Raw genomic sequence first — 16818 nt, 5'->3', positions numbered from 1 at the left:
CCGGCGCTCGATCGGCTGGTACGGGTCGGTCACCGAGCTCATGTAGATCGTCCGGCCGGCCAGCGGCGCCCGCATGCGGCGCAGGCGGTCGACGGCGTTCTCCTTCACCCGCACCCAGTCGCCCCACCGCTCCATCTCGTCCCGGCTGCGGGCGAAGGCGGCGGCGTAGCAGTAGGAGCACCCGTAGGTGCAGCCGGCGTACGGGTTCAGCGAGAAGTCGTGGTCGGCGAGGTACCCGCTCGTGCGGGTGAGGATCGAGGACACCGTCTCGTAGGTGACGGTGGCGTGCCCGAGCCGCGTCGTCATCGGTCACCTATCGGCAGGTCGAGGGGGTTGGTGCAGTTCACTACGATCCCGCCGTGCCGAAGTTCGTCGTGCGCTACGAGTCCGCCGCCGACGTGGCCAGCCGGGCGCCCGCCGTCTTCCCGGCCCACGAGGCCTGGTACCGGCGCTTCGCCGACGACGGCACCCTGCTCATGATCGGCATCTTCGCCGACCCGCAGGCCGAGGGGGCCATGGCCGTGTTCACGACGCGGGAGGCGGCGGAGGCGTTCGTGGCTGGCGACCCGTTCGTGACCGAGGGCGTGGTCGCCCGCTGGCACGTGCTCGAGTGGCGCGAGGTGCTCACCGGCGAGTAGAACTACAACCGAATGGTTGTAGATACCGCCGAGCGGCGCGACGACCGCATCTTCCACGCGCTGGCCGACCCCACCCGCCGCGACATCCTCCGGGTCACCCTGGAGGCCCCGCACTCGGTGTCGGCGCTGGCCCGGCGGTACCCGATGAGCTTCGCCGCCGTGCAGAAGCACGTCGCCGTCCTGGCCGCCGCCGGGCTCGTCACCAAGCGGCGCCGGGGGCGGGAGCAGCTCGTCGCCGGCGACGTCGGCACCGTTCGCCATGCCGCCGCGCTCCTCGACCGCTTCGAGGCGCTGTGGCGCGACCGCATCGACCGCATCGGCGAGATCCTCGCCGAGGACCAGCGCGAGGGAGGCCCTCCGTGAGCGTGACCGACGTCCGCAAGGACCCCGAGGCCAGGACCATGACCGTCACCGCCGAGTACGACGCGCCCGTCGAGCGGGTGTGGGAGCTGTGGGCCGACCCCCGCCAGCTCGAGCGGTGGTGGGGCCCGCCGACCTACCCGGCGACCGTCGTCGACCACGACCTCAGCCCCGGCGGGGCCGTGCGGTACTACATGACCGGGCCCGAGGGCGACCGGCCGCACGGCTGGTGGCGGGTGCTCTCCGTCGACCCGCCCCGGCGCCTCGAGTTCGAGGACGGCTTCGCCGACGCCACCGGCGAGCCGAGCCCCGACATGCCGACGATGACGATCAGGGTCGCGCTCGACGACCGCGAGGGCGGCGGCACGCGGATGGCCATCGAGACCACCTTCCCGTCGACCGAGGCCATGGAGCAGCTGCTGTCGATGGGCATGGAGGAGGGCATGGCCGCGGCCATCGCCCAGATCGACGACCTCGTCGCCGTGCCCGGGTAGCCCCGGCCGGGTACGACCCGGGCGTGAGCGGTGTGGCCAGGGTGGGGTGCAGCGGGTGGGTGTACCGGGACTGGCGGGGGATCGTCTATCCCGAGAAGCTGCCGCAGCGGTCCTGGTTCGCCCACTACGCCACCCTCTTCGACAGCGTCGAGCTCAACACCACCTTCTACCGGCTGCCGCCGCCGTCGACGGTCGAGAAGTGGGCCGCGCAGGCGCCGCCCGGGTTCGTGTACGCGCTGAAGCTCGGCGCCTTCGGCACCCACCGCATGAAGCTGGCCGACGCCGCCCGCTGGCTGCCCAACCACCTCGACCGGGCCGACCGGCTCGGCCACGCGCTCGGCCCGACCGTCGTGCAGCTGCCCCCGAAGTGGCGGCGCAACGTCGAGCGGCTCGACGAGTTCCTGTCGGTGGCGCCGTTCGACGAGCGCCACCGGTGGGCCGTCGAGCTGCGGGAGCCGTCGTGGGTGCACGACGACGTGTTCGCCGTGCTCGAGCGGCACGGGGCCGCCCTGTGCATCCACGACCTCCTCCCCGACCACCCGTGGGTGCGGACGGCGGACTGGACCTACGTCCGCTTCCACGGCCCCGCGGCGCTGGAGCGCAAGTACTGGGGCCGCTACGGGCCCGATCGCCTCGCCCCGGCGGCCGACCGGCTGGCCGCCTGGCTGGGGGAGGGGTGCGACGTGTACGCCTACTTCAACAACGACCACCTCGGCCACGCCGTCGAGGACGGGCGCTGGCTGGCCGACCGGCTGGGCGTGGCCGCACCGGCCGGCGGCTAGGCGAGCCGGGCGATCTCCCGCAGGAGGCGCTGCTCGCTGACCGGCGCCGGCGTGCCGAGCTTCTGGGCCCAGAGGCTCACCCGCAGCTCCTCGACCTGCCACCGCAGGTCGAGCACCTCGGGCGACGGCTGCCGGGACCGCAGCTCGTCGTAGGCCTGCTCGACCTCGCGCACGCGGCGCATCAGCCGGGCGTCGCGCACGGGGTCGCGGGGCAGCTTGTCGAGGCGGAGGTCGACGGCCCGCAGGTAGCGCAGCACGTCGGGCAGGCGGGCCGCGCCGGTCGCCGTGGCGAACCCGGGGTGGACGAGGCGGGCCACCTGGACGGCCACGTCGGTGAGGGCCGGCGCCAGCGCGTCCGAGGTGAGCGCGTCGAGCCGGTGCTCGACGGCGCGCGCCGCGGTGAGCACGTCGCCGACGGTCGTCGCCACCTCCGCGGCGGCCGGCACCAGGCGGGCCCTGGCCAGCGCGACGAGGCCGGCGAACTCCTCCTCGTCCCAGGCCGGCCCGCCGGCCGAGTCGACCAGGCCGTCGAGCGCGCACGTCACGCAGTCCTCGAGCACCTCGGCGGCGGTGGCGTAGGGCGCGGACGCGAGGGCCAGCCGGGTGGCGTTGCGCAGCCGGCGCTCCACGGCCGGCGCCACCGCGCCCACGGCCAGCAGCACCAGCCGGCGTGTCCCCGCCCACATCGCCGTCGCCTGCTCGTGGGCCGACGGCAGCGCCCGCACGCCGACCGTGGAGCCCTCGTCCACGAGCGCCGGGTACACGGTCAGCGCCAGCCCTCCGACCGACGCCGTCGCCGTCCGGGGCAGCGTCCCGCCCGGCCACGCCGCCAGCCCGCTGCGCTCCAGCCCGGCGACCGACCGGGCGATCGACGGCCGCAGGCGGGCCAGCAGGTGGTCCCGCAGCGCGTCGAGGTCCTTGCCCCAGGCCAGCGGCCGGCCGTGCTCGGTCACCACCCGGAACGACATCCGCAGGTGCGGCGGCACGGCGTCGAGGGAGAACGCCGCGCGGGGCACCGCCTCGCCGGTCATGCGGCCGAGCTCGCGGGAGAGCACGTCGAGCAGCGGGCCGTCGGCCGGCCCGGCCCGGTCGAGGAAGGCCCGGGCGTGCTCGGCCGCCGGCACGAGGTGCCGGCGCAGGTCCTTCGGCAGCGACCGGATCAGCGCGGTCACCAGGTCCTCGCGCCAGCCCGGCACCTGCCAGTCGAACCCGTCGGGCCGCACGTCGAGGAGCGACGGCAGGGGCACGTCGACGGTCACCCCGTCGAGGTCGGCGCCGGGGTCGAACGTGTAGGTGAGCGCGAGGGAGAGGTCGCCCTGCCGCCAGCGGTCGGGGTAGGCGTCGACGGACACCTCGCCGGCCGCCGGGTCGACCAGGTCGGCGAGGGCCCACGTGAGCAGGTCGGGCCGGCGGCGGCGCTCGTCCTTCCACCACCGGTCGAAGTGCCGGGTGGACACGACCCCGTCCGGGACGCGGCGGTCGAAGAACTCGTACCGCGCCCGCTCGTCGACGAGCAGGTCCCGGCGCACCCGGTCCTCCAGGGCCTGCACCTGCTCGACCACCGCGGCGTTCTCGGTCACGAACGCGTGGTGGGTCGTCCACTCGCCCTCGACCAGCGCGTGGCGGAGGAACAGCTCGCGGGCGCCGGCCGGGTCGACCCGCGCGTACGGCACCCGGCGGGCCTCGACCAGCGGCACCCCGTAGAGCGTGACCCGCTCGTGGACCATCGCCGCGCCCCGGTCCTCGTCCCACCACGGCTCGCCGTGGGAGCGCTTGACGAGGTGCTGCGCCAGCCGCTCGGCCCACGACGGGTGGATGCGGGCGGCCACCCGCCCCCACAGCCGGTTGGTCTCGACCAGCTCGGCGACCATCACCCACTGGGGCGGCCGGGAGGCGAGGGCCGAGCCGGGGGCGATCACGAAGCGGGTGTTGCGGGCGCCCACGAACTCCTTCACGCGACGGTCGGGGCGGTGGTCGCGCAGGCCGATGTGGGAGAGCAGGCCGGCGAGGAGGGACATGTGGACGCGATCGGGGTCGCCGGGCTGCTCGTTGACCCTGGCCCCCTGCGAGCGCAGCACCCGCTGGATCTGGTCGTGCACGTCCTGCCACTCACGGACCCGGAACCAGTGCAGGAACTCGGCCTTGCACAGCTTGCGGAACTGGCTCGACGACCGCTCCTCCTGGGCCGCCTGGAGGTGCTCCCAGAGGCGGAGGTAGGCGAGGAAGTCCGAGTCGTCGCCCTTGAACCGGGCGTGGGCCTGGTCGGCGGCCTGCTCCTTGCCGAGCGGGCGCTCGCGGGGGTCCTGGATGGCGAGAGCGGCCGCGATCACCGTCACCTCGGCGAGGCAGCCGTTGGCGTCGGCCTCGAGCACCATGCGGCCGAGCCGGGGGTCGATGGGCAGCTGGGCCAGCCGGCGGCCGACGGCGGTCAGCCGGGGCCGGCCCCGGCGCACGCCGGGCTCCAGCGCGCCGAGCTCCTCCAGCAGGGCCACGCCGTCGCCGATGGCGCGGGCGTCGGGCGGCTCCACGAACGGGAAGGCGGCGACGTCGCCGAGGCCGATGGCGGTCATCTGGAGGATGACCGAGGCGAGGTTGGTCCGCAGCACCTCCGGCTCGGTGAACTCCGGCCGGGCCAGGTAGTCGTCCTCGGCGTACAGGCGGACGCAGATGCCGGGGCCGACCCGCCCGCAGCGCCCGGCCCGCTGGTCGGCCGACGCCTGGGAGATCGGCTCGATCGGGAGCCGCTGCACCTTGGTGCGCCGGTTGTAGCGGGAGATGCGGGCCGTGCCCGGGTCGACGACGTAGCGGATGCCGGGCACGGTGATCGACGTCTCGGCCACGTTGGTGGCGAGCACCACCCGCCGCCCGGTGTGGCGCTCGAACACCCGGTGCTGGTCGGCGGTCGACAGCCGCCCGAACAGCGGCAGCACCTCGGTGTCCCGGAGGCCGCAGCGGGCGAGCGCGTCGGCCGTGTCCCTGATCTCCCGCTCGCCGCTCAGGAACACGAGCACGTCGCCCGGCCCCTCGGCGACGACCTCCTCGACGGCGTCGCAGATGGCCTGCACCTGGTCCCGGTCGTCGTCCTCGTCGTCGCCGACCGGCCGGTAGCGGACCTCGACCGGGTAGGTGCGGCCCGACACCTCGACCACCGGCGCGCCGCCGAAGTGCTCGGCGAAGCGGACGGTGTCGATGGTCGCCGAGGTGATGACGACCTTCAGGTCGGGCCGGCGGGGCAGCAGCTGCTTCAGGTAGCCGAGGAGGAAGTCGATGTTGAGGCTCCGCTCGTGGGCCTCGTCGACGATCACGGTGTCGTACCGGGTGAGCAGCCGGTCCCGCTGGATCTCGGCCAGCAGGATGCCGTCGGTCATCACCCGCAGGAGCGTGCGCTCGCCGACCCGGTCGGTGAAGCGCACCGTGTAGCCGACGAGGTCGCCGACCTCGATCCCGAGCTCCTCGGCCACCCGCTCGGCCACCGCCCGGGCGGCGATGCGGCGGGGCTGGGTGTGGGCGACCATGCCCCGCACGCCCCGCCCGGCCTCCAGGCACATCTTCGGCAGCTGGGTGCTCTTCCCCGACCCCGTCTCCCCGGCGACGATCACCACCTGGTGGTCGCGGATGGCGGCCACCAGCTCGTCGCGGCGCTCGGCCACCGGCAGGTCGGCCGGGTAGGCGGGCACGGGGACGAGGGCCCGGCGGGCCGCCACCCGGCGCTCGGCCGCCTCGACGGCGGCGGCGATGGCGCGCGGCGTGCCCGCCCCGTCGCCCCGCCCGGCCCGGTCCAGGCGGCGGCGCAGCTCGTGCTCGTCGCGGACGGTGAGGGCGGGGAGGCGGTCGGCCAGGTCGGCCAGGGTCGGCGCCGTCTCCACCCCCACAGGATGGCGGGCGCGCGCCCCCCTGCCCCTACGAGTTGCCGGCGAGGTGGCGGTCGAACCAGTCCAGCGTGCGCGTCCAGGCGTCGGCCGCCGACGCCGGGTGCCAGCTGTCCCGCTGGTCGCAGTGGAAGCCGTGCTCCGCGTCGGGGTAGCGGACGAGCTCGGTGGGCCGGCCGGACGCCGCCGCCGCCACCCGCAGGTCGTCGACGTCGGCGACCGGGATGCCGCGGTCCCGGTCGCCGTACAGCCCGAGCCACGGCGCCCGCAGCCCGGTCGCCTCCTCGACGAGCGGGCCGAAGCCGAACCGGCCCTCCTTGACCCCGCCGCCGTAGAACGTCACGGCCGCGCCGACGTCGCGGCGGGCGGCGACGACGAGCGCCACCGTCCCGCCCATGCAGAACCCGACGATGCCGGTCCGGTCGGCGCCGATGCCGGCGTCGCGGATGCGGGCCAGCGCGGCGTCCACGTCGGCCAGCACGCCGTCGACGGTCAGCGCGGCCATGTGCGGGCGGACGACGGCGAGGTCCCCGTAGCCGAGCTTCGGGTCGCCGGTGCGGTGGAACAGGTGCGGGGCGACGGCGAGCCACCCCTCGGCCGCGAACCGGCGGGCCACGTCCTCGATGTGGTCGTTGACCCCGAACGCCTCCTGGACGACGACCAGGCCGCCCTTGGGCGCCCCGGCCGGCTCGTGGACGGACAGCGGCGTCGCCTCGGACATGGCCGCGAACCTACGCGGCGGCGGCCGCCTCCAGCATCGCCACCATGGCGTCGAGGACGGACTGGTCCGGGGTGGGCAGCGGCACCACGTCGCGCAGGGCGTGGAGCCACCCGAAGGCGGTGTCGACCTGGTTGCCGTGGAGGGTGATGGCGTGGGCGCTCGCCACCACCGAGGCGCCGAGCGACCGCACCCGGTCGAGGTGGGCGCCGTAGCGGGCCTCGTCCACCCAGCGCACCCACGGGCTCATCCCGACCTGGGCCTGGAGGAACGCCTCGCGGGCGAAGTCGGGGTCGAGGTCGGCGACGTCGTCGACCTCGTGGGTGACCGGCGTGGCGAAGCTGTCGGCCGCCCAGTACACCCCGGTGGCCGTGTCGAACAGGCCGCGGGTCGCCGGGCTGTCGAAGGTCGGCGGGACCACGGCGACGAAGCGGCGGCCGTTGGCCGTGAACGACTCGCCGTCGTTCACCCAGCGCATCCGGTCGAGGGGCAGCAGGTAGTCGGCGCCGATGCGCTCGACGCTCGTCCAGTTGGTCACGAGCGTGGCCCTCGGGCAGCGGTCGAGCACCTCGCGGAGGTTGCCGGTGTGGTCGCTGTCGTCGTGGGAGAGGTACACCCAGCGCACGTCGGCCGGGTCCACCAGCTCGAAGGCGTGGTCGAGCCAGCCGGCCCGCGTCACCGCCGGGCCGCAGTCCACGATCATCGGCTCGTCGCCGGTGATCACCATCGAGTTCACGTGGATGGCGAACGGGTTGACCCCCTCGCCGTACAGCTGGCGGACGACGTGGGTGCCGGGGGCGATCGTCTGGGTCTCGCAGAAGCGGATCGGAGCGTCCATGGCCAGGTTGTCGCACGGGCCCCTTGACGCCCGGTCCACCGGTGCTTGCAGGCGGCTGGACGCGCGCCGGTAGCCTCGCCGGCCGGGACCGGGAGGGGAACCGTGTGGTACGGGGTGCTGGGCAGCCTGGAGGTGCTGGACGACGGCGGCGTCGCCGTCGACGTGGGGGGCGCGCAGCCGCGCGCGCTGCTCGCCGCCCTGCTGCTCGCCCGGGGCCGGGTGGTGGCCGCCGACTGGCTGATCGAGGCCGTCTGGCCCGACGCCCCGCCGGCCTCGGCCGTCGGCACCCTCCAGTCCTACGTGTCCCGGCTGCGCCGGGTGCTGGAGCCGGCGCGGGACCGGCGGGCGCCGGCCCGGGTCATCGTGTCCGAGCCGGCCGGCTACCGGCTGGACGTGCCCGCCGACCGGGTCGACTTCCGCCGCTTCGAGGACCTCGCCGACCGGGGGAGGGCGCGGCTCGACGCCGGTGACGCGGCCGGGGCCAGGGACGCGCTGGTGGAGGCCGCCGCGCTGTGGCGGGGCCCGGCGCTGGCCGAGTTCGCCGACCACGAGTTCGCCCGGGGCATGGCGACCAGGCTGGAGGAGCGCCGGCTGGTCGCCGTGGAGGACCGGATCGACGCCGAGCTCCGCCTCGGCCACCACGCCGCGCTGATCGCCGAGCTGTCCGAGCTGATCGACCGGCACCCGCTCCGCGAGGCGCTCAGGGGCCACCTCGCCCTCGCCCTCTACCGGTCGGGGCGCCAGGCCGAGGCGCTGCGGGCCATCGAGGACACGCGGCGGGCCCTGCGCGACGAGCTCGGCGTGGACCCCGGGCCGGCCCTGCGCGACCTCGAGCGGCGCATCCTGGCCCACGACCCGGGCCTCGAGCCGGAGCGGCCGGCCCCCGCACCGGTGCCGGCGCCGGCGCCGGCCGCCGCCGCCTGGTCGGGCGACGTCGTCCCCGGGGCCACCCTGGTCGGCCGGGGCCAGGAGCTGGCCCAGCTGTGCGACGCCCTGCGGGAGGCGATGGCCGGCACCGCCCGCCTGGTCCTCGTCGAGGGGGAGCCGGGGATCGGCAAGACCCGGCTGCTCGAGGAGGTCGGCGCCACCGCGGCCGGCGCCGGCGCCGTCGTGCTGTGGGGCCGCTGCCACGAGGGCGAGGGCGCCCCGGCGTTCTGGCCGTGGCTGCCCGTGGTCCGGGAACTCGTCGCCGCCCTGCCCGAGGGCGAGCGGGCGGCGACCACGGCCGGCGAGCTGGGCCGCCTGCTCGGCGTCGCCTCCCCGCCCGAGCCGGAGGTGGGCGCCGGCCCGGTGCCCGGCGGCGGCCGGTTCCCGCTGTTCGACGCCGTCGCCGGGCTGCTGGAGCGATGCGCGGCGGCGGCGCCGGTCGTCGTCCTGCTCGACGACCTCCAGTGGGCCGACGTCGCCTCCCTGGAGCTGTTCGGGTTCCTCGCCCAGCGGCTCGGGTCGGCCCGGGTGCTCGCCGTCGGCTCCCTGCGGGAGCTGGAGGTCGGCCGCAACGACGCCGTCGTCGCCGCCGTCGCCACCGCCATGCGCCGGCCCGGCACCCGTCGCCTGCACCTGCACGGCGTCGACCCGGCGGCCACGGGGGTGCTGGTGGAGCGGGCGGCCGGCGCCCCGGCGTCGGCGGCGACCGTCGCCGCCATCCACGCCCGCTCGGACGGCAACCCGTTCTTCGTCGGCGAGCTGGCCCGGCTGCTGGCGAGCGACCGCCACCTGACCGCCGACCCGGCCTCGGCCGCCATCCCGGCCGGCGTGCGGGAGGTCGTGCGGCGCCGGCTGGCCCAGCTGCCGGCGTCGACCGTGGAGCTGCTCGACGTGGCCGCGGTGGCCGGGCGCGACTTCGACCTGCGCATCCTCGCCAGGGCGTCCGCCCTGTCGGTCGACCGCTGCCTCGACGACCTGGAGCCGGCCGTCACCACGCGCCTGCTGCTCGCCGTCCCCGACGAGCCGGCCGCCTTCCGCTTCGCCCACGCCCTCGTGCGCGAGGCCGTCCTCGACGAGCTCTCGCCGCTCCGCCGGGCCCGGCTCCACCAGCGGGTGGCCGACGCCATCGAGGAGGCCGAGGGCGACAGCGAGGACGCGGCCGAGATCGTCGCCGCCCACCTGTGGTCGGCCGCCCCGCTCGGCCTCGAGCGGCGGGCGGCCGAGGCGCTGGAGCGGGCGGCCGACGTGGCCACCCGCCGGTACGCCTACGAGGCGGCCGACGACCTGCTCGAGCGGGCCGCCCAGCTGCGGCGGTCGGCGGGGTCGTCCCAGCAGGACGCGGAGGCCGAGCTGGCCGTGCTCGGCCGGCTGGCCAGCGTGCGCCGCATCCTCCACGGCTACCAGGGCGGCTGGGAGCGCAGCCCGCTCGACCGGGCTCGGGAGCTGGCCCGCCGCACCGGCCGCCACGACCTGCTGGTCGGGTTCCTGTGGGCCGAGTGGGCCGGCGCGGCCACGTCGTGCCGGTTCGACGCCGCCCTGCGCATGGCCGACGAGCTGCGCCGGATCGGCGAGGAGTCCGACGACCCCGCCGTGCAGGCCATGGTCGACCACTGCCTCGGCGTCCAGGCCTGGCACCTCGGGCGCATCGACGAGGCCGTGCGGTACACGAAGCGGGCGGAGGCGAGGACCGACGCCGACATCGAGGCGCTGCTCGAGAGCGGCCCGCTGACGAGGGCGTTCGCCCTCACGTTCGCCGAGATGGCCGGCGAGCTGGAGGACGACGGCGGCCGCTACGAGGCGCTCGGCCGGGCCTACCCCGACCCGTTCTCGCAGATCATCGTGCTGAGCAACGGCGCGTACGCCGGAGTGATGGTCGGCGACTTCGTGCGGGTCGAGCGGCTGGCCCGCACCGCGGCGACCCACGACCCCAACCGGGCGGCGTCGTTCTTCACCAACGGCAACCGCATGTTCCTCGCCGCCGGCCTCGCCCACCTGGGCCGGCCCGAGGACGCGCTCGCCATCTACGCCGACGCCCTGCCCGGCTACCTCGCCACCGGGGCGAGGACGATCGTGCCCGTCCACCTGACCAACCGGGCCTACGCCCAGCTGGAGGTGGGCCGGGCCGACCTGGCCCTCGGCTCCATCGCCGAGGCGTGGGCGGTGATCGAGGAGCGGGGCGAGCGGTCGAACGTGCCGACCGTGATGCTCTACGAGGCGATCGTGCACCACCGCACGGGCGCGCCCGCCGACGACGTGCGGCTGCGGCTGGCGAAGGCCCACGAGGCGGCGACCGCCCAGGGCGCCCACGGCGTCGCCCGCCACGTCGCCCGCCGAGCCGCCGACCTGGGCTTCGAGGTGCCCTAGCACCACCGCCCGGCGGCGAGGGCGGCGAGCGCCGCCCGCAGCTCCAGCGCGGCGGCGGCCGCGCCGTTGGTGGGCGGCGAGCGGTCGGCCAGGGCCGTGCGCAGCCGGTCGCCCCGCAGCACCATCCCGTGGCCGCTCACGACCGTGTCGGGGGCGATGGCCCGCAGCCCGTCGAAGCAGGCCGGGTCCCAGCCCGCCACCTGCCGCTCCCAGTAGGCGTCGTCCAGGTCGTCGGCGTCGACCACCGGGTGGCGCACCGGCGTCGCCAGGGCCGAGGACGACCACCACAGCCGCAGGTCGGGCACGAGCACGCCGAGGTCGCCGCCGGGCGCCCGGGTGACCGACAGGCCCTCGATCGAGTCGCCGGGCTCTACGGGCACGCCGGCCGACCCGTACACCGTCGCGCCCCGGCACACGGCCGTCAGCGCCCGGACGTCGTCGGCCGCCGGTCCCGCCCCGGGACGGGTGGCGACCACCGCCCGGACGGCGCCCGGGTCGACGTGGGACCACAGCCGCTCGGTGGCCGGCAGCGGCATGCCGCCGAGCACGACGACGGCCGCCGGCCGGCGCAGCACGAGCGCGTTGACGGGGATGAGGAACGGGGCGGCGTCGTCGCCGTGGAAGCTGGGCACGACCACCGCGCCGGGGGCGACCTCGACGGGGTCGGCGAAGCGCGCGTGGGCGTGCGGCACCCCGCCATCGTCCGGCCCGGCCCTTGACCGCCGCTTGCAGGCGACTTGCAGGCCGGCCCCCGCCGCGCCCCGTGGCCGTGGCAAGCCGCTCACAAGCCGTCGCCAAGGCCGGCATCCGATGCTCGCCCCATGCTCCGCAGGACACTCCCGGCACTGGCCGCCGTCGCCGTCGTGGCGGCCGGCTGCTCCGACGGCGGACCGGGCCCGGCCCGGTCGGCGACGGCGCCGACCGCCCCGGCGGCCACCAGCACCACGGTGGCGGCCGACCCGGTCGCCGTGCTCGCCGTGGACTACGCCTTCGACGGCCTCCCCGACCGGGTGCCGGCCGGCACCCCGGTGCGGCTGACCAACGCGTCGACCACCGAGGCCCACGAGCTGGTGGCCGTCCGCCTGGCCGACGGCGACGAGCGCACCGTCGACGAGCTCGTCGCCCTGCCGGCCGGCGAGGTCGACGCGCTCGTCGGCCGGGCCGCCGCCACCGCCACCGCCGGGCCGGGCGGCGAGGTCGCCACCGCGACCCTCGACCGGCCCGGCCGCTACCTCGTCGTCTGCACCCTCCCGACCGGCGCCGCCGGCGGGCCGCCCCACTTCACGGCCGGCATGTACGGCCAGATCGTCGTCCTCGGAGGGAACTGATGCTGCGCAAGGCGATCCCGATGGTGCTGGTGGGCGTGGCCGCGGCCGTCGTCCTCGCCGCGTTCGGCCCGTGGGCCGGGGCCACGCCCCCGGCCGCCTTCACCTGGTCGATGCCCGACCGCTTCGGCGTCGACGCCGACCACGACGACGTGATCGACGAGCGCACCGACGCCGCCTACGTCGACCCCGCGACCTGGCCGGTCGACTTCGACGCGTGCGCGACCGGGGGCCAGCCCCACCCCGGCGCCACCTACACCTGGGACTTCGGCGACGGCACCCCGCCGTCCGACGCCGGCAACGACTGCACGGTCACCCACCCGTACGCCGAGGTCGACGTGCCTTACCAGGTGACCCTCACGCTTGCCGACGGCTCCGGCTCGTCGACGACGACGCAGACGATCCTGCCCCGCGACCACGTGATCGTGTCGCTCGGGGACTCCGCCGCGTCCGGCGAGGGCAACCCCGACCACCTCGAGCCGGCGCTGCGGTCCCGCTCGTTCACGAGCGCCGGGTTCTCCCACACCTGGAACGACGAGCAGTGCCACCGCTCGGCGCTGGCCGGCCCGGCCCAGGCCGCCATCCGCCTCGAGCAGCGTGACCCGCACAGCTCGGTCACGTTCATCCACCTGGCCTGCTCCGGCGCCCGCATCACGAGGGGCGTGATCGGCCCGTACCAGGGCCTGGTCAACGACGCCGACCCCCGCCTCGACTGCGACGACCCGAGCTCGCCGTTCTACATCCGCTACCCGGACCCGAAGCTCGACGCGCCCCGCCCGACCGACCCCGACTGCCTCCCGCCCCAGGTGGAGCAGCTGGCCTCGATCATCGGCGGCCGGGCCATCGACGCCATCACCGTGTCCGGCGGGATCAACGACGTGTTCTTCTCGAAGGTCGCCTTCGCCTGCCTGTTGACCGACGACTGCTCGACCATGCCGTCCGACCAGATGATGGGCCCCGACGGCCAGGCCCAGACGGCCGACCAGTTCCTCGGCGTGCGCTTCGGCCAGCTCCGGAGCCGCATCGGCGCGATGGCCGACCAGCTGATGGACCTGCCCCTCCGGTCGGCCGACCCGGCGCACGGGATCGCCGCCGGCCGGGTGTTCCTCACCACCTACCCGAACCCCGAGACCGACGACGACGGCAGCGTCTGCCACACCGACGAGGTCGCCCGCGTCGCCCGCATGCCCCAGTGGCTGAAGGACGCCGTCGACGACCTGCTGGCCCCGGCCGGCATGGATTCCGACGCCGGGATCATGACCCAGCACGAGTGGGGGTGGGCCGCCGAGGCCATCGTCCAGCGGCTGAAGACCGAGATCGTCGCCGCCACCGGCACGGCCAACGCCGATTACCCGGGCCGGTTCGCCGTCATCACCGAGCCGACCGGCGCGTTCGCCACCCACGGCTACTGCGCCAACGACACCTGGGTGCGCGACATCCCGACCTCGTTCCTCTACCAGCGCGACCCCGAGGGCTCCTTCCACCCCAACCGGGCCGGCCACTTCTACGGCTACGCCCTGCCCATCGAGGACCACCTGGCCGCCCACCTCGGGATCACCGCGCCCGAGCTGCCGCCGCACGTCCCCGGCGACATCGAGGCCTTCGAGGCCATCAACCAGGACCTCGCCCAGCTGATGGAGGTCATGTCCCGGATCGACATCGTCGAGGAGATCCAGCGGCTCCTGCCCGACGACACCCGCAAGAAGCGGGACAGGGACGGCGATCGGGACCTGGACCTCGCCCGCCTGCCCCAGCTCATCCGCGACGCCGTCGGCGGCCTGCGCGACAAGCTCGTCGCCGAGGGGACCCCGAAGGCGCTGTCCGAGCTCGACGCCTGGCTCGACGGCCTCGACGACGAGGTCGGCCCGCTCGACCTCGAGGTCGACGCCACGATCACCCCGCACGCGGCCACCGAGCGCTACGAGCTGCTGCTCGACGTGACCCTCGGCGGCCCGCTCACCGAGATGCGCTTCGACACCGGCGGCCTCCGCCTCGACGGCCCCGACGTGGAGGCCGAGGTGGCGATGAGCTTCCGGTTCATCGTCGAGCCCGAGCGGTCCCACGACCGGGTGTACCTGCTGCCGGCCGACGACAACGGCATCCGCGTCACCCTGAAGGCCGAGCAGACGGTGCCGCCGGGCCAGCCCGAGACCGCGCTCCTCGGCGTGGTCGACGTGGCCGTGCACGGCCCGGCCGCCGGCAAGGCCGTGGACTTCGAGTCGTCGCTGACGATCGAGCCGCGGGACCCGAACGGCAACGGCGAGATCTCGGTCGACGAGCTCGTCGGCCGGTCCTTCTCCGGCGCCTTCTCGGTCGCCTGCGACCCGACCTCGCACCTCGCCCTCGACCTGCACGTGACCGCCGGCCTGCCCGGCCTCACCGGCGAGATCGCCGGCCTGGCGGTGGACGACGCCAACCTGTGCGACGGCCTCGCCACGCCGACGGTCGACTTCGCCGACCCGGACTTCGCGGCCGTCCAGAACCTCGGCCCCCACGACGTCGTCGACGCCGTCATCGCCATCGCCCAGGCCCTCCAGGTCGTGCAGGAGCGGGCCGACCTCGACCTGCCCTTCGCCGACGGCGCCCTGTCGGACGTGGTCGACGTGGCCACCGACGTCCGCCGGTTCCTCGTCGACGCCGGCTGGACCGACCCCGACGACCCGCTCACCCCCGTCTCGATGGAGGAGGGCGAGGAGCGCACCACCTCGCTGGCCGACCTCGTCGCCGGGCTGGAGGACGCCCTCGGCCTGCCCGAGGGGGCCATGGGCCTGCGCTACGAGCCCGCCCAGCAGCGCTTCGCCCTGGACCTCGGCCTCACCGCCCAGGCCGCCGACGTGACCGTCCCGGTGGACGGCTCCCTGCTGGAGCGGGCCGGCATCGCCGACGCCGCCGGCGAGGCGACCGTCGCCGCCGACGCCACCGCCACCGTCGACCTCGGCATCGCCCTCGACGTCAGCTCCGACCCCGAGGGCACCCCCACCGACCAGCTGCGCACGGTCACCGACCGCCTGCTCGTGCGGACCGACGGGGCCGGCGTCGAGGTCGACGCCGGCGCCCGCCTGCGGCTGGCCGGCTCGGCGCTGATCGGCCCGCTGCCCGTCGAGGTCACCCTCGACGACGGCAGCGGCGGGCCTCGGTCCCTGCTGTCCAAGCCCGACCCGTCCCGGCCGCTGCTGTCGATCGGCCTCGACAGCCCCGGCGACTACGCCTCGCTGGCCGACCTGCTCTCCGGCGACCCCGACCGGTTCGCGGTGACCGCCGACGTCAACGCCGGCCTCGCCCCCGTGCCCGTGCACGTGGTCGCCCGCCTGCGCCAGGGCGGCCCCGTCCTCGGCTCGGGCACGGTCACCGTCGCCTGGCCCGACCTCGCCGCCCTCACCGGTCCGGACGGTCCCCAGGTGACGGCGGATGCCGCGTTCGACCGCGACCTGCTCCGCTTCGCCGACGCCAACGACCCGTGGCGGATGGTGGCCCTGCTGCTCGGCGGCGTCCGCGACGCGGCCGACGGCGTGGTCGACACGGCCCGCGAGCACGAGGAGCTGGCCCGCTCGCTGCCCGTCGTCGGCGCCGGCTACGACGACGTCGTCGCCGCCTTCGCCGGCGTGTCCGACGCGGCCGACGCGCTGCTGGCGGCCCACGAGCAGCTGACCCTGCCGAACGTCGAGGCCGCCCTGGAGGGCGCGCTGGTCGACACGCTCGGCTTCACCCAGGCCGAGGCCGAGGCGGCCGTCGCCGTCGACCTCGACCGGTCCACCCCCCGCACCGCCCTCGTCCTCCACCTCGACCTCTGCGCGGCGTCGACCGACGAGACGGGGTGCGGCACCGGCCCGGCCGTCGCCGGCCGCCTCGTGCTCGACGCCGACGGCTTCGGCCTGGTCGGCGTGGACGGCGAGGCCACCTTCGGCCTGGACTACCTCGCCAGGGCCCGCATCGACCTCGCCCTCGAGCTCCCGGCCGTGCTCCCCGGCACGTCCGAGGCGCCCGAGCCGGTGGTCGACCCCGACGAGGCCCCGATGGGCCTGTTCGTCCTGGGCAGCACCGGCGTCACCGTCGACCTGTCGGCCGGCGTCGACTTCAGCCGCTCGCCGACCGGCGCCTTCCGGGTCCACGTCGGCCCCTACGACGCCTCCCTCGGCATCGTCGGCACGAGGAACGGGGCCCCCGTCGTCGACCGGGCCACCGGCTCGGCCAGCGTCCGCCTGGACGTGGGCACCGGCCGCCCGGCGGCCGAGCGCCTGACCCCGGCCGAGTGGCTCGACGCCGTCGCCACCGAGCTCGAGGACGGCATCCTCGACCAGTCGGCCCCGAACGCCAGCTGCCCCGACCAGCCCGGCGACCTCGACGCCTGCCTGACCCTGCCCGTGTACCTCCGCACGGCGGCCGGCAACGTCACCACCGCCGACGGCCGGAAGTGGGAGCGCATGGGCACCGGCTCGATCACGTTCCGGGCCGGCGACCTGCTCGACCCCACCACCTGGCAGGCCGACGTCCCCGACGACGTGT

12 protein-coding genes are annotated in these 16818 nt (G+C 75.9%); 7 read left to right on the top strand and 5 right to left on the bottom strand.

The window, feature by feature from the left end; all coding sequences use genetic code 11:
• The coding region (locus VGB14_14690; protein ID HEX9994173.1) for a hypothetical protein at positions 1–306 on the bottom strand (306 nt) is incomplete at its 3' end.
• Positions 307–359: 53 nt separating this feature from the next.
• Between VGB14_14690 and VGB14_14685 the strand changes: the two genes are divergently transcribed.
• The 4 genes from VGB14_14685 to VGB14_14670 are packed head-to-tail and all read left to right on the top strand — an operon-like array spanning position 360 to position 2274.
• Positions 360–638 (top strand): YciI family protein, encoded by a 279-nt coding sequence (locus VGB14_14685; GenBank protein ID HEX9994172.1) that lies wholly within the window; start codon positions 360–362, stop codon positions 636–638.
• A gap of 12 nt (positions 639–650) precedes the next feature.
• Positions 651–1001, top strand: a complete 351-nt coding sequence (locus VGB14_14680; protein HEX9994171.1) for a metalloregulator ArsR/SmtB family transcription factor — start codon at positions 651–653, stop codon at positions 999–1001.
• A complete protein-coding gene (locus tag VGB14_14675) occupies positions 998–1492 on the top strand; it encodes an SRPBCC domain-containing protein (GenBank protein HEX9994170.1) in 495 nt (164 codons plus the stop codon). Before VGB14_14680 ends, VGB14_14675 begins: the two co-directional genes overlap by 4 nt.
• A gap of 23 nt (positions 1493–1515) precedes the next feature.
• A complete protein-coding gene (locus VGB14_14670; GenBank protein HEX9994169.1) occupies positions 1516–2274 on the top strand; it encodes a DUF72 domain-containing protein in 759 nt (252 codons plus the stop codon).
• Here VGB14_14670 and hrpA read toward each other — a convergent pair.
• Genes hrpA through VGB14_14655 form a run of 3 tightly spaced genes read right to left on the bottom strand, consistent with a single transcriptional unit; the run spans position 2271 to position 7699 of the window.
• Positions 2271–6140 carry an ATP-dependent RNA helicase HrpA gene (hrpA, locus tag VGB14_14665; GenBank protein ID HEX9994168.1) on the bottom strand — a complete coding sequence of 1290 codons (3870 nt, stop codon included), beginning with the start codon at positions 6138–6140 and terminating at the stop codon, positions 2271–2273. The two genes, VGB14_14670 and hrpA, sit on opposite strands and share 4 nt — an antisense overlap.
• Positions 6141–6174: 34 nt before the next feature.
• The gene (locus tag VGB14_14660; protein HEX9994167.1) at positions 6175–6864 is read right to left on the bottom strand and encodes a dienelactone hydrolase family protein; all 690 of its coding nucleotides are present in this window, start codon (positions 6862–6864) and stop codon (positions 6175–6177) included.
• 10 nt (positions 6865–6874) lie between these two features.
• The gene (locus VGB14_14655) at positions 6875–7699 is read right to left on the bottom strand and encodes an MBL fold metallo-hydrolase (GenBank protein HEX9994166.1); all 825 of its coding nucleotides are present in this window, start codon (positions 7697–7699) and stop codon (positions 6875–6877) included.
• 102 nt (positions 7700–7801) lie between these two features.
• On the opposite strand from VGB14_14655, the gene VGB14_14650 reads away from it, so the two are divergent.
• Positions 7802–10990: a BTAD domain-containing putative transcriptional regulator gene (locus tag VGB14_14650; GenBank protein HEX9994165.1), complete on the top strand. Its 3189-nt coding sequence runs from the start codon at positions 7802–7804 to the stop codon at positions 10988–10990.
• On the opposite strand, the gene VGB14_14645 is transcribed toward VGB14_14650, so the two are convergent.
• The gene (locus tag VGB14_14645) at positions 10987–11682 is read right to left on the bottom strand and encodes a hypothetical protein (protein HEX9994164.1); all 696 of its coding nucleotides are present in this window, start codon (positions 11680–11682) and stop codon (positions 10987–10989) included. The genes VGB14_14650 and VGB14_14645 overlap by 4 nt on opposite strands.
• A 129-nt stretch (positions 11683–11811) precedes the next feature.
• On the opposite strand from VGB14_14645, the gene VGB14_14640 reads away from it, so the two are divergent.
• Together VGB14_14640 and VGB14_14635 are read left to right on the top strand one after the other, a co-directional pair.
• On the top strand, positions 11812–12318 hold the full coding sequence (locus tag VGB14_14640; GenBank protein HEX9994163.1) for a hypothetical protein: 507 nt from the start codon (positions 11812–11814) through the stop codon (positions 12316–12318).
• A partial coding sequence (locus VGB14_14635) for a PKD domain-containing protein (GenBank protein ID HEX9994162.1) occupies positions 12318–16818 on the top strand: 4501 nt, incomplete at its 3' end. The genes VGB14_14640 and VGB14_14635, both read left to right, overlap by 1 nt.

Source organism: Acidimicrobiales bacterium, assembly GCA_036399815.1.
Classification (GTDB): Bacteria; Actinomycetota; Acidimicrobiia; order Acidimicrobiales; family DASWMK01; genus DASWMK01.
The sequence above is the reverse complement of the archived record's forward strand: the minus strand, read 5'-3'. Positions and strand labels throughout refer to the sequence as shown.